13 protein-coding genes are annotated in these 14,416 nt (G+C 35.4%); 3 read left to right on the top strand and 10 right to left on the bottom strand.

Features of this window, described 5'->3' with window-relative positions; genetic code table 11:
• Window positions 1-239: 239 nt before the first annotated feature.
• Window positions 240-2,207 carry a flavocytochrome c gene (locus tag LY60_RS01735; protein ID WP_145079143.1) on the top strand — a complete coding sequence of 656 codons (1,968 nt, stop codon included), beginning with the start codon at window positions 240-242 and terminating at the stop codon, window positions 2,205-2,207.
• Between the two features lie 43 nt (window positions 2,208-2,250).
• Here LY60_RS01735 and LY60_RS01740 read toward each other — a convergent pair whose 3' ends face one another.
• The 9 genes from LY60_RS01740 to LY60_RS01780 form a co-directional block, all read right to left on the bottom strand.
• Complete coding sequence (locus LY60_RS01740; protein WP_145079146.1) at window positions 2,251-2,940, bottom strand: TetR/AcrR family transcriptional regulator; 690 nt, start codon at window positions 2,938-2,940, stop codon at window positions 2,251-2,253.
• A gap of 387 nt (window positions 2,941-3,327) precedes the next feature.
• Complete coding sequence (locus LY60_RS01745; protein ID WP_145079149.1) at window positions 3,328-5,520, bottom strand: flavocytochrome c; 2,193 nt, start codon at window positions 5,518-5,520, stop codon at window positions 3,328-3,330.
• Window positions 5,521-5,643: 123 nt separating this feature from the next.
• Window positions 5,644-6,540, bottom strand: a complete 897-nt coding sequence (locus LY60_RS01750; RefSeq protein WP_145079152.1) for a LysR family transcriptional regulator — start codon at window positions 6,538-6,540, stop codon at window positions 5,644-5,646.
• A 180-nt stretch (window positions 6,541-6,720) separates the two neighbouring features.
• Complete coding sequence (locus tag LY60_RS01755) at window positions 6,721-7,284, bottom strand: hypothetical protein (RefSeq protein WP_145079155.1); 564 nt, start codon at window positions 7,282-7,284, stop codon at window positions 6,721-6,723.
• Entirely contained in the window at window positions 7,275-8,135 is an 861-nt protein-coding gene (locus LY60_RS01760) for a metal ABC transporter permease (protein ID WP_145079158.1), read from the bottom strand. Before LY60_RS01760 ends, LY60_RS01755 begins: the two co-directional genes overlap by 10 nt.
• Entirely contained in the window at window positions 8,132-8,845 is a 714-nt protein-coding gene (locus LY60_RS01765; protein ID WP_145079161.1) for a metal ABC transporter ATP-binding protein, read from the bottom strand. The genes LY60_RS01760 and LY60_RS01765 overlap by 4 nt, the downstream gene beginning before the upstream one ends.
• A gap of 57 nt (window positions 8,846-8,902) precedes the next feature.
• Window positions 8,903-9,892: a metal ABC transporter substrate-binding protein gene (locus LY60_RS01770; RefSeq protein WP_145079164.1), complete on the bottom strand. Its 990-nt coding sequence runs from the start codon at window positions 9,890-9,892 to the stop codon at window positions 8,903-8,905.
• A 105-nt stretch (window positions 9,893-9,997) separates the two neighbouring features.
• Window positions 9,998-10,297: a hypothetical protein gene (locus LY60_RS01775; RefSeq protein ID WP_145079167.1), complete on the bottom strand. Its 300-nt coding sequence runs from the start codon at window positions 10,295-10,297 to the stop codon at window positions 9,998-10,000.
• Between the two features lie 250 nt (window positions 10,298-10,547).
• Window positions 10,548-11,207: an HD domain-containing protein gene (locus tag LY60_RS01780; protein ID WP_425474214.1), complete on the bottom strand. Its 660-nt coding sequence runs from the start codon at window positions 11,205-11,207 to the stop codon at window positions 10,548-10,550.
• A 242-nt stretch (window positions 11,208-11,449) separates the two neighbouring features.
• On the opposite strand from LY60_RS01780, the gene LY60_RS01785 reads away from it, so the two are divergent.
• Window positions 11,450-13,081 carry an alkaline phosphatase gene (locus LY60_RS01785; RefSeq protein ID WP_145079173.1) on the top strand — a complete coding sequence of 544 codons (1,632 nt, stop codon included), beginning with the start codon at window positions 11,450-11,452 and terminating at the stop codon, window positions 13,079-13,081.
• A 50-nt stretch (window positions 13,082-13,131) separates the two neighbouring features.
• Window positions 13,132-13,311, top strand: coding sequence for a hypothetical protein (locus tag LY60_RS01790; RefSeq protein ID WP_019227942.1), 180 nt, complete (start codon window positions 13,132-13,134; stop codon window positions 13,309-13,311).
• A gap of 190 nt (window positions 13,312-13,501) precedes the next feature.
• Here the strand turns inward: LY60_RS01790 and LY60_RS01795 are convergent, their stop codons facing one another.
• Window positions 13,502-14,392: an EAL domain-containing protein gene (locus LY60_RS01795; RefSeq protein WP_145079176.1), complete on the bottom strand. Its 891-nt coding sequence runs from the start codon at window positions 14,390-14,392 to the stop codon at window positions 13,502-13,504.
• Window positions 14,393-14,416: the final 24 nt, after the last annotated feature.

The following is a 14,416-nucleotide window of genomic DNA, read 5'->3' on the forward strand; positions in this document are numbered from 1 at the left end:
TCATGTCCTGCTTCGGTTTTTTTATAATGTTATATATTTTTCATAAATAATATTTCTACTTTTTAAATACATTTATAAATATTATTATAATAATCAATACTATATTTTCAATATTTATATATATTTTATTAAATGCGTTTAATTTTATTGTTGACTTATTTAATATTGCTTATTATAATAATTTTATATTGTTTGACTTTTATTAAACAATATAAAACAACTTGACGGGAGAGAATAAAATGATTAGAAAGAAAAAACGCCTAATTAGCCTCTTGATGATTTTCGTATTGCTTCTTGCAGCAGGATGCAGCAATGGAAATTCAAAAGATGCGGCCGCTGGCGAAGATTCAAAGGCACTTTTCAAGGAAGGTACTTACACTGCAGAAGCTGAAGGTAACGGCGGACCTGTAAAAGTAGAAGTTACTTTCACAGCAACAGAAATAAAGGATATTAAAATACTAAATCAGACAGAAACTGCAGGGCTTGGAGATGCTGCCCTTGAAAAAATAAGAACAAGCATTCTGGAAGGACAAACATTGGCAGTTGATGTCATAACAGGTGCAACTTATTCTAGCAATGCTATTCTTAAAGCTGTTGAAGATTGTGTGAAGCAGGCAGGGGGAGATATTGAAGCATTAAAACAAAAATCAGCTGATTCAAAAACAGGCGAAGCAATTGAAAAAACAGCTGACGTAATAGTAATCGGCGGCGGCGGAGCAGGACTTGCTGCAGCAGCATCTGCTTCAGAAGACGGTTCAACTGTAATCGTAATTGAAAAAAGCATTTCAACCGGCGGCAACACCATAAGAGCCGGCGGACAATACAACACATATGATCCTGACAGGCAAAAAAACGTTAAGATGAACCAGTCTCTTTTAAATGAACTGAAGGGATATCTTGATGATAAACCTGAAGATTACGGAGATTTCGCACCATCATTAATAACACTTCAAGGACAAATCAAAGAATATCTTGCAGGAGATACAACAGTTCTTTTTGATTCACCAGAACTGCACACAATTCATGCTTACATAGGCGGAAAAAGAACTGACCTTAAAGGCAATACAATAACTGGCAACTATGAGCTGGTTACAACCATGACAAACAACTCTTTGCCGACACTTAAGTGGGTTGAAGGATTAGGAGCACACATAAGCGATGAAGTTGGTACAGTTCTTGGAGCTCTTTGGCCAAGAAGCCATTCACCTTTGGAACACACTGGAATTGGTTATCTGAAACCTCTTGAAGATACAGCAGTTAAATTAGGCACTGAAATAATGCTTGAAACAGAAGCAAAAGAACTAATTGTTGAAAATGGAAAAGTTACAGGAGTAAAAGCTGTAAAGTCTGACGGAACACCTGTAACATTAAAGGCAAATAAAGGTGTTGTAATGGCAACCGGTGGATTTGGAGCAAATCCAGAAATGAGACAAAAGTACAACACTTACTGGCCTGAAATGCCTCTCACTATGAAAACCACAAACACACCTGCAGCAACAGGAGACGGAATCATCATGGGAGAAAATGTTGGAGCACAGCTTGTAGGAATGGGATTCATTCAGCTTATGCCAAGTTCACATCCTGAAACAGGATCATTGTCAGGCGGCGTATGGGGCAGTGCAGAAACTCAAGTCTTCGTAAACAAAGATGGTAAGCGCTTTGTAAACGAATATGCGGAAAGAGATGTTTTGGCAAGCGCTGCATTGCAGCAGGAAGATCAGCTTTTCTATATAATCTGCGACAAGAACACAGCAGGAATCAGTCCTGAAGGAAAAAACGTATGGGGCGATGATGTAGAAAAATTGGTTGAAACAAAGAGCATCTACCGCGCAGATACATTGGAAGATTTAGCAGTTCAGCTGGGAATGGATAAAAATGCTCTGATTGATGAAATAAACAAATACAACGGTTATATAGAACAAGGAGTTGACCCAGATTTCGGCAAGTCAAACTTTGGAACTAAAATTGAGACAGCACCATTCTATGCAACACCCAGATCACCTTCAGTACACCACACAATGGGCGGTCTGGCTATAGATACATCTGCAAGAGTTCTCGATGCAAATAATCAGCCAATACCTGGATTATATGCAGCAGGTGAAGTTACAGGAGGCATCCATGCAGGAAACAGACTTGGAGGAAATGCTATTACAGACATAATAGTATTTGGTAAAATTGCCGGAGAAAGTGCTTCACAAATGAAATAATTCAAAAATTATAATAAATAATCTGCCGGTAATTGCCGACAGATTATTTTATTTTTATATTAAAATTCTTTTCCATCTTTATGTCAATATTATCATACACTGCCTTTGATTCCTGTAGTATCATGCTTATTTCGCCTTTTTCCAGTCCCAGCATCTTCAAGTACATTTCACATTCCTTTTCAGCAATGTATTCATGAGAACAATCAATATGTCCCTCGCTGTGAACAATTATCAATCCGCTTATTATTGAAGAAAGACTGCTCTGGTAAATTTGTCTATCCACCTCGCTTAAACAAATATCATGTGTCTTTTCCAGATATTCATAAATGGTGTTGCCCCTGATGGCTCTTACTATCCAGTTTTCTCCCAGTGTCAATATGTTTTCCAGAGAAACTTCCTTCATGAAACGTCTGTAATTTTCATTGAGACGTCTAAAAGAATTAAATGCTCTGGTTTCCACTGCAAATAATACAAGCGGATTCGCATCTACATTTGTTTCTTTTAATTTGTACGTTATTTTTTCTGTTATTGTGGTATTGAATTGATTTACAATGTGCAGCGCTAAATTTCCCTTGCTCTGGAAATAATATGATACCAAGGCTCTGTTTACATTTGCTGCTTCAGAGATATTTCCTATTGATGTGTTATAATAACCCTTTTCATAAAAAAGAGTTTTTGCAGTATCAAATATATTTTGTTTTGTTTCATTATAATCCGCAGCTTTAGTTTCCATTTTATCTCCTGATTTCGCAGCACATGATTTTATTAAGTAAATATGCTGCCATTTTAAAAAACAGCACACATATAATTATATCCATAATAAAACAAAATGTAAATGTTTATATGCAATACCAATTTACCTTACTTTTCTGCTTTCTTAATAAAAAAGTTGCTCCGCAACTCCGCTAGGGGGACCTATGTCCCCCTTAGGCGCAAAAAATACTAACGTATTTTTTGCTGAGCACCCCCCTTGACGGCAAGGGCGTCCCGCCCTTTGCAATCCCCGTTTTTTATATACTGGAAAGAGAACTTTCCTCGTATATAAAAAAACCTCCAAACAGAGCATATAAAATACATCCGTCCAGAGGTTTTGCTGCTAATTATTTACATTTATTTCTTTTTACTTCTTATTTGCAGCATTATATCCTGCAATTCTTCCAAATACAACAGTATCATCAACTGCATTTCCGCCTACGCGGTTTCCTCCATGAATTCCTCCGGTTACTTCTCCCGCAGCATATAATCCTTCAACTATAGATCCGTCTTTATAAATAACGTGTGTTTCAGAATCTATTTCAACGCCTCCCATAGTGTGGTGAGCAGATGGTACACGTTTTGCAGCAAAGAAAGGTCCTTCATCAATTGTTGCAACAAGAAGCTTTCTTCCTGTGAGGTCATCTACTCCTGTTTCAACATACTTGTTGTATTCATTTACACTGGCAACAAGATTTTCCTTAGGAACACCAATCAATCCGGCTAACTCTTCTAAACTTTCAGCCCTGTACAAATATCCGCCTTTTATGAAGTTTTCTGCTTCAGCACTTTTAGGATCAATATTTTTAGAATCGTGAATCATCCAATAGAATCCGCCTTCTTGTTCTAAAATTGCATTGCACATTACATCACGACGGCCATCTTCTGCTACAAATCTGTCACCGTTGGAGTTTACAAATATAACTTCGTCTGAGTTTCTTCCTTTGTAAGGTATAACTCCTTTTGTAGAACCTGTAAATGCATTGCCCAGGTGCAGCAGCTGTATTTGATCCATATCAACTAAGTTAACGCCTATTTCACGAGCCATAATTATACCATCGCCAGTTATTGCTTTTAAGTTAGTAGTTAAAACTTTATCGCTTAAATCCTTCCATTTTTCACCTTCGCAATATTCCTGGCGCAGTTCAACATTTCCTGCAAATCCACCGGTTGCTAAAATAACACCATTATTTGCATTCACGGTATATTTATTGCCAAACTTATCAGTTGCCTTTACTCCAACAACCTTTTTCCCTTCCATAATTAATGTATCCGCTGGTGTTTCCATCATTATAGTAACCTTGTCACCATACTTCTTTAGGGTTTCAACATAAGCATTAATAAATCCGGAACCGCTAGGTTTAACAGCACCATGAGTTCTTTGATACAGAGAACCCGCTCCTTGTGTCAGCTTGTCATTGAATTCAACGCCAATGTTTTCCAGCCATGTAAAGCCATCATAGGCATTATTGCACATAATATCAACCAATTCTTTATTTGCAACTTTATCTCCGGAGTTCCAAGTTTGAAGAGCAAACCATGATGCTGAGTCAAACAATCCAACTGAGCCGTTTGCTTTCCACGCTTCATAGTCAGCCTTCACTGCTGCAATTGCAGCAGCATGCACTTCATTTGCAGGTTCGGCATTAATAGCTGTTTCTAATGTTTTCTTAACTGCTTCACTCATTTCCATCTTTGATTGCTTTTCTTTATCCGGAGCATTGTAAATTCCTCCAAACACCGTTAAATTTCCGCCTAAGAAAGGAGCCTTTTCAAGCACAATTACAGATGATCCCTGTTCTGCAGCAGAAATAGCTGAAACAAGGCCTGCTCCGCCTCCACCAATAACAACTACATCGGCTGTCTTTGTAATTTCCTGTGGAGTCACATTTTCTTTTTCCTTCGAAATATTCAATGCATCAATATCAGCGCCGGATTTTTCAAGAGCATTTCCTACAGCACTTATAATGGCTTTAGAACTTACTGTCGCACCTGAAACTGTATCAACAGCTAAAGATTGTTCTTTTAATATTTCAGAAATAACTGTATCCCTTGCAGCATCGAATAATATTGGTGTTTCATTTTGCTGGGCAACTTTAATGTCAGTAATTTCTTTTTCAGTCACTGTAACATCTACTACAATCGTAGAAGTATTTCCATATGCTTCACCTGAATATGTTCCCGGTGTAAATGACAATACTGTTTCAACTTCACCATTTGCTTCCTTTAAAGCTGCTTTTGCTGCTGATTTTACAGCATTGCTTGTTATAGTGGCCCCAGTAATTCCGTCAACATCTGCAGAATTTGCAGCCACCATTAATTTCGGCAGTTCTTCAATTGCCTTGCTTCCAATACCGTTTGTTTCATTTGGTCCTTCAGCCTTTACATCAGAAATAACTCCATCTTTTAATGTTACAGTTACAGTAACATCTCCTCCAAAACCTTTTGCAACCTTTGTGTAAGTTTCTGTCTTAACTTCACTAGCTGCTTCTTTGCTGCATCCTGCTATGCTCATTACCATCATAACACACAGCAATATGCTTAAAATTTTTCTTTTCATCGTATCTCCTCCCTTGAATTACGTCTAGCTTGAAGCTGTATATATTTTAACATACAAAAATAGCATATAGAAATGCCTATAATGCATTTAAATATGCCATCTATAAAAAAATGTAATAGATTACTACGCAAACAATTGCATGAGTTTATTAATTGATGGGTTTTTTTGATCCTTTTTCCATATGCACAAAAGGCCAAAATTTTCTTTGCTGTCTGATACAGGAATTAATTTAAATTCTTCTTGATCAACAACTGCAAGTTTACAGGATGCAAATCCCAAAGCGTTATGTAAAATTGACAAAGTCATTATATCTCCCATTTTCTTACCGTAAGCCACAAATTCCGGTTTAAACCCATTCTTTTCACAAACCATAGAATGAGAATCATTTATTAACGGTGTTTCATCCGGACACCATCCAATAAATTTCTGATTTTTCAAATCATTAAAGTTAACAAAATTACGATGAAACAGTTCGTTTTTATTAGGTATAAGTACATAAAGCTGACTTTTCTGCAATTTGAATGAATTAAAATTATTAAAACTCGTTATGGAAGCCTCAGGAATAATGGCCATATCAATTTCATCTGACATTAGTTTTTCGTTTGTTCTTGCCAAAGAATCATATTCCGTTTCTATCTTTATTGTATTACTGTTTGGTATTTGACTTAATTTTTTATTGAATACTGCTAAATGACCGTATATAACATATCCGATTTTGACAGGGTTTTTGAATTGCTGATTGGCATTAGTTACTTTTTCAACCAATGCATCACAATGTTTTATTATTTTTTTTGCTTCAGCCAGACAAACTTTTCCCTCCTCAGTTAATTCAACAGAACGGCTGTTCCGTTCAAATAATCTGCATCCTAATTCATTTTCAAGTTCGGATATTGAACGGCTTAGCGCTGGCTGTGTAATGAAACATTCTTCTGCTGACCTGGTATAGCTCTTCGTTCCAGCTAAATTTACAAAATATTTTAATGATTGCAGTTTCATGTTAGTAGCTCCTGATGTTATCATTATTTGTTAGCTATATCACAAACTATTATAGTTGACATTAGGAGCTCATGTCAACGAATCCTTGTTAATAATGCTAAAATTTACAAGTAATTATTCCCGCTTATCATTAAAATAAAAAAATAACCGCATCAGATTCCGGAGCCCTTTGCAGTCTGACACAGTTATTTAATATTATATCTATCACTTGATGGTTATTCCATCTGCTTTCAGATAGTAATATGTATTTCCTGATTCTTCATAAGAACTAAATACACCTGTTATTTCTATTACAGTATTATCCTTTGGATACTCATCCGGATAAACATGGCTGTTGTCATCCCATATGAATTCTATACCATTTTGGCAGCATGCTGTAGCATCACTGATAACGACAAAATGATAATACTTTTCTGTCCCATATACTAATTGGCCTGCATAATATGGCCCGATAACCTTTATGGTCTTTCCCAAATATACATCTGGATTGACCATCATATTATATACTTCCGAATAAACCATGGTGCTGCTTAACACAGTCAAATCAACGTCAACATCATTTATATCTTTTGTTTCTTCTATATCTGTTTCATTCTTTTCATCATTGTCTTGCAATTTACTTTCCACTTCAGCTGTGCCCTGTATAGTGCCATCTTGTTTATTTGCTATCTCTTCCACCATACTTGTATCTTTTCCGCATGCGGACATAACCATAGTCAAAATCAATATTATGCATGATGCTATTGTTTTTTTCACTATTATTGACATTGTATCATTCCTCCTGCTAACTTTTCTATTGTGCAAAATATAAAAAACACTAAAATATCAATTGCAACAATTGTGGAACCTACGGGTGTAGAAGCTAGAATTGATATAATAATTCCACTACCAGCGGCAATTACAGAAATAACCGCTGAACACAATATGACTGCACTGAAATTTTTAAATACTCTCATGGCGGATAATGCCGGAAAAATAATAAGTGCAGATATTAGCAAGGAACCCACCAGATTCATTGCAAGCACAATGATAATTGCTGTAATAACAGCAATTATGAGATTATAAAAACCTGTATTCGTACCGGTTGCCTGGGAAAATGTCTCATCAAATGTAATTGCTAAAATTTTATTGTAAAACAAAAGGAAGGAAATCACCACAACAATGGACATAATAACACATAGCCATACTTCAGCCATAGTTAAAGTTAGTATGGATGTTGACCCAAAAAGAGTGCTGCAAACATCGCCCGATATGTTAGAAGACTTTGAAAAAAGATTCATGAGTAGGTAACCAATTGCTAATGTACCCACTGATATCATGGCAAGTGAGGCATCTCCATTAATTTTTTTATTCTGTCCGCTTTTTAGCAATAGCACGGCTGATATGATAGTCACAGGCATTACAATAACAGCATCATTTGTAAGTCCGAATACAGAGGCAACAGCCATTCCCCCGAAAGCCACGTGAGAAAGCCCATCTCCAATGAAAGAAAACCTCTTCAATACCAATGTTACTCCAAGCAATGAAGAACAAAGCGCTATCAATACACCTACAATCATCGCATACCTAACAAATGGAAATGTAAAATAATGCAATAAAGTACCTGTAATTCCATTCATTTGCTTATTCCTCCCTGAATATTTGTTTGAAACCCCTTACCGCTTATCACATATTCTTCTTTCTTTCCAAAAAACAGAGGAATATTGCTAACATGCAGAATATGTGTTGCATACTTCACTGTTGCTTCTATATCATGTGATACCATAACAACTGTAATGCCATCCTTTTTATTCAATCTATAGATCAATTCATACATTTCATTGGTTACTTTAGGATCAAGTCCAGCCACTGGCTCATCCAAAAGAAGCATCTTCTTTGTTGCACACAATGCCCTTGCAAGTAAAACTCTTTGCTGCTGACCTCCTGACAGTTCCCTATAACATTTTTTCGACAGATTGCTGATTCCAAGTCTTTCCATATTTTCCACTGCCAACTGTTTCTCTTCTCTGGTATAAAACGGTCTCAGGCCGCATCTGTTCAAGCAGCCTGACAATACAATCTCCCATACAGATGCAGGAAAATCCTTCTGAACCACCGTCTGTTGTGGAAGATATCCTATTTCTGTTGGTTTCAGTCCATCACCTACAGTAATTTGCCCGGAGACAGGCGATTTCAGGTTAAGAAGTGCCTTTATGAGAGTACTTTTTCCTGCACCATTCTCACCAATAATACATAAATAATCTCCCTCATTTATTTCAAAATTCAAATGTTCTGTTACAATACTACCTTCATATCCCAGCGAAACATCATTACAGATAATCTGAGCCATAATAAAACCTCTTTTCTTGTTGTCTATATTAATTATAATGCTTTAAAATCAATAATTCTAATTCAATGCTTCTTTTAGTATCGCTAAATTACTTTCCATAATGGAAATATAATTTGTACCATTTACTACATCTTGTGATGTAACAGATTGCATAGAATTCATAACAAGAATTTTCTGGTTTTTACTCTTTGTATTATTGACAACAGTCTGTGCTATTGATTTGTCTGAACTTTCAATTACGCAAATTGACGAAAGATCAAGTTCATCCATTTTTTCTGATAGAAATAAGATAGTTCCAAAGCTTGCCTCTGTTTCAGCAGAGCAACCTAAAAAAGCAGCATAATAATCAAGTCCGTAATCATCAACCATGTAACGAAATGGGAACCTGTCTCCAAACAATACAGTTGAACGCACTGAATTATCCACTGTTTTTTTGTAGTCCGAATCAAGTGCTGACAGTCTATCTATGTAAGTCTCTAAGTTTTTCTTATAATACTCACTATTATCTGCATCAAGTGTTGAAATAGAAGTACAGATTGAATTACATATCAACTGTGCATTTTTAAGAGAAAGCCATACATGCTCGTCATACTCAATCTCTTCACCATGACCTTCTTCAGCTTCTTCAACTTCCATTCCTTCAGTTACTTCTTCTTCTTTAGCAGAATCCCCAATTACCTCAATTAAGTTAATTACCTGCATTTCTTTGTTCGTTGCTTCTGCCAGAGCATCTTCTACCCACCCATCTGACTCACCGCCAACATAGATGAATACATCACAACCTGCAATTTTTGAAATATCTTCCGCTGTAGGCTGATAGCTGTGAAGATCCATACCATCATCCAATAAAAGTGTAAGATTAATGTGGTCTGCCTTATCTCCAATTATCTCTCTCACCCAGTCATATTGCGGAAAAGTAGTACATACAACACTTAACTTGTCAGAATTGTCACCTTTTGATGAACCACTTCCAGATGCTTTACTGCATCCAAACAAAGTGCACATGCAAACGCAAAGCACCAGTACAATTATTAAATTCTTCTTCATTTTTAATACCTCCTGAATTAACAACATTAAAATATCTAAAACCAATTTTTGAGTACATAAACATCACCAGATATATACCTGGTGTAAACAGTCATTCCTCGTAAGTTAATTCAGAAGTTCTACTTTCAATGATATTAAAGTTATGCCTGAATGGCAAATGACATCCTCAGAGGGACAAATAGATAATGCTGTAACAAAGACTATTAATGCATATAATGCTGCAATAATAAAAATTTTAGAAATGTTTATATTATGAATTGAAAACCCAATTTGTGCGCAAATATGGCAATCCACTCCGATACATTCATGATTCATATGACCTGCTATGTAAAAAAAGGAAGTAACCGGTACGAATAATAAGGCAATACATAAAATAAGTAATAATATTTTTTTACTTCTTTTCATACCACCACTCCTTTCTGCTATATAAGAATATGTCTCATTAAAGAAACATATTACTCTGAAAGATATGAATTTTAAATGCAGATTTACTGTATATTATAATGTTATATTAAATACTTGTCAAACAGTAGATATCATCTTCCCCTGCGTAATGAGCATATGACATATATTAAATATAAAGACTAAGCAAATTAGTTTGCTTTGTCTTTATATTTTGGAGGATTACTTGTTATTTCTTTATATTTTTAATTACTTATAAAAGCTCCACTTCATTTATGACTAGTTTAAATCTCAGTTTTAAATAGTCCGCAGCCTTTCTGCAAAGCAGCATTCTTCCTAAAAATATTTCAAAATAGTCCATAACTGCGCATATTTTTGTATCTATCGTCAAGTTCAGCACTATTTCATTATTTTCTACATTTAATATAAGGTTTGATTTTTCCACAGAATAATTGACTCTGTCATGTATGTCAAAAGTTGAAAAATCTCTGTTCCTTACTCTTGAACGGCGCACATCACTTTTATCTGCCAATATTAATGCTGAGGCAACTTCATTTACAGGAACTGCCGTAGACTCATCATGATTGCCTACAGCTGAAATAATTGTTGCAATTTCAGCCACATCCATACCCATATTATCCAATATTCGAAATGCCATTATTGCTCCTGTCTGAGCATGATCTATTCTGTTCACAACATTGCCAATATCATGCATGTAGCCGGCAATGCTTGCAAGTTCCGTGGTTCTTTCATCATACCCAAGTTTTTCAAGTATGTCCTTTGCCTCACTTGCTGTCTTAGTAACATGAGCTAATGAATGCTCTGTATATCCTAAAGCAGCAAGTGAATCATCCGCTTTTTTAATATATGTGTTTATTTCTTTGCTGTTTTTTATGTCTTCAAAATTAATCATAATTTAATCCTTTCAACTAATATTTTATAAATTTAATATAAAGTTGAATTGTATAAACAAATCCAGCTTATGGTAAAAACAAAGTAAAATTGCTTATTTTCATAGTCTTTCTGCAAAAATCAAAAAAATTCAATTAACATAAGCATCCTTTACCAATAAAAAACATATTTTTTACAGCCATGCCTAAGTCATTTTACAAACTGCCTATATAATTGCATTAATTACAATATTAGGAGGAAATTATGAAGTTAAACAGAATTATAAGCGGGTTGCTGGCAGCGGCAATGACATTTACAATGACAGAAAGCGTACTGGCGGCAGGTATAAATGATGTACATGTTCAAAATGAAGTAAAAAATGTTATTTTGCTCATACCTGACGGAATGAGTACCGGCGCACTGACATTGTCAAGATGGTACAATGGAGGAAATGAACTTAATTTGGACAGTATGGCATCAGGTCTGGTCAGAACTTATTCTTCCGATGCTCCCATAGCAGATTCAGCACCTGCAGGAACAGCAATGGCAACAGGATATAAATCACATACAGGGTTTGTTGGAGTATTGCCTGATGTAAATTCAATGCCCGGTCTTGAGCAACTAAATCCAGATGATAAAAGAAAACCTGTGGCAACAATACTTGAAGCAGCGCAGCTTGACGGGAAGGCAACAGGAATAATAGCAACAAGCGAAATAATGCATGCAACACCTGCTGATTTTACAGCACATGACCCAAGCAGAAAAAACTATGATTCAATTTCTGAACAGCAGGTTTATCAGGAACTTAATGTAGTAATTGGTTCAGGTTCAAAATTTTTCGCTGAAGAAAACAGAAAAGACAATGAAGATCTTATTGCTGAAATAAAGAAAAATTATCAGTACGTTACTTCTCCAGCTGAACTGAGAAATATAACTAAAGGAAATCTTTGGGCAATGTTTGCTCCTTCAGCATTAGCTTATGATTTTGACCGCGACCCAGCAAAAGAACCTTCCATTGAAGAAATGACTAAAAAAGCAATTGAACTTTTGTCTCAGGATGAAGATGGATTCTTTCTGATGGTTGAAGGAAGCAAGGTTGACTGGGCAGCCCATGCAAATGACCCTATAGGCGTAATTTCTGATGTACTGGCATTTGACAAGGCCGTGGGTGCAGCACTGGATTTTGCAAAGGCTGACGGAAATACACTTGTAATTGCAGCAACTGACCATGGAAACAGCGGAATATCAATAGGAAACAGTTCAACTGACAACAGCTATGACAAAACACCTCTCTCAGCATTCATCAATCCTTTAAAACGCGCTTCATTAACCGGTGAAGGAATTGCTTCAAAGCTTAATGCTGATCGTTCAAATGTAGCAGAAGTTATGTCACAATACTACGGAATTAATGATTTGACAGCTGAAGAAATTGAAGCAATAAAAAATACCGAGGACGGAGATATGAATTATTCTGTAGGTCCTATGATCGGCAAAAGAGCAAATATAGGATTTACAACAAAAGGCCATACCGGAGAAGATGTGACTCTTTATGTATATGCACCTGCAAACATAAGCCAACTGACAGGTACAGTTGAGAACACTGATATCGCAGTATATATGGAAAAAGCAATGGGTTTGGACTTAGATCAGGCAACTGACAGGCTCTTTGTGAAAGCAAGAGATGTTTTCGAATCAAAAGGAGCAAAGGTTGAATTTAATAATTCAGATGTTAACAATCCCGTGTTTATAGTTGAAAAAGACAACATTAAAATTGAAATGCCGATAAACAAAAACATAGCATATGTTAATGGAAAAGCAGTTAAACTCGATGGTGTGGTAGTTTTTAACGGAATAAACGTATATGTGCCTCAAAGTGCTGCAGACTTAATAAAATAACAAAATATCTTAGATATCAGCAATTACAATAATAAAATATGGAGGATAATATGGGCATGACACATGATGAATTTAAAACTGCTTTTATGAAAGATCTGGCAGATAGAAAAAAGCAGCAGGACAAGGAGTATGACAACTACTACTCAATTGTGATGTACAGAGTTAAAAAAAGCAAAAATACTTTTAAAAAAACAAGGATTTCAACAATGTACCAGGCCGAAAACTTCTGATAAAATTAAACTCTTTAAATGTTGATACCTCAAATATAAAATCCGCTTTCAGATATGTCTGAAGCGGATTTTTATGTATTTACCATTATTTATCTTCAATAATAAAGTCTTAGCATGTGCATGTTAAAATTTAGTAAAAACATAAACATCCGGTCCATTAAATTCGTATAGTCGGCTGTTTATATAGAAATTATGGTTCAGTTTTAAAAAACCTTTTAAATAGCTTATTATACAAAAACCTTGCTAAATTTTTTATGTAAATACTAGATGTAACTCCATTGGTTATGTGGTTCTTTTTTGAATTTATTTCTATGATGGACTTCAATACAGATTCGTCAATATCTCTAATATTTTCTTCAGGTCTTTGAAAGTAATACCCTTGTCCATATTGAACACCCAAATTTATAATTGTTTCAAGTTCATCGTATGTTTCAATTCCTTCGGCTATAATTGATATGTTTGATACCTTTGAAAATTCAACCATACCCTTGACCAATGAATATTTCAATCTGTCCTTGTTTATTCCCCTGATCAAATTCATATCCAGTTTAATGAAGTGGGGATTTACATCACTTATGAGATTTAATCCTGAATAACCGGATCCGGCATCATCAATAGCTATGCTGTAATCCTGATTTTTGTAATAAGATATAGTTGATTTAAAGCTGCTGATATCTGTTATTACATTCTTTTCTGTTATTTCAAAAATAATACTCTTGGGATCGATGTTGTATTGTCTTAAGAAATCTTTGGTAAATCCCCTTTTAAATGTTTCATCATGCATTATGCTTGGATTTACATTTATAAAAAGCTTCTTGCTGTACGGCGGAATCATGAATATGAACGCAGCTTCCAGTGCTTTAGTCCTGCATAAAAGCTCTAATTGCCACAGGCAGTTATACTTTATTGCAGCGTTAAACAACATATCCGGATTCTTTATTTCGCTTTCGCAAGTTATTCTGCTAAGAGCTTCATGACCATATACGCTTCCATTTCTTAAACATATAATCGGTTGAAAAACGGTCTTTATTTTCTTGTTATCAATTACATAATCCAATGCTTCTTTTATTTTATCTGACATATCTCTTCTCCGTATGCAATAATA

The sequence above is a fragment of the Sedimentibacter saalensis genome (assembly GCF_007830175.1).
GTDB lineage: Bacteria > Bacillota > Clostridia > Tissierellales > Sedimentibacteraceae > Sedimentibacter > Sedimentibacter saalensis.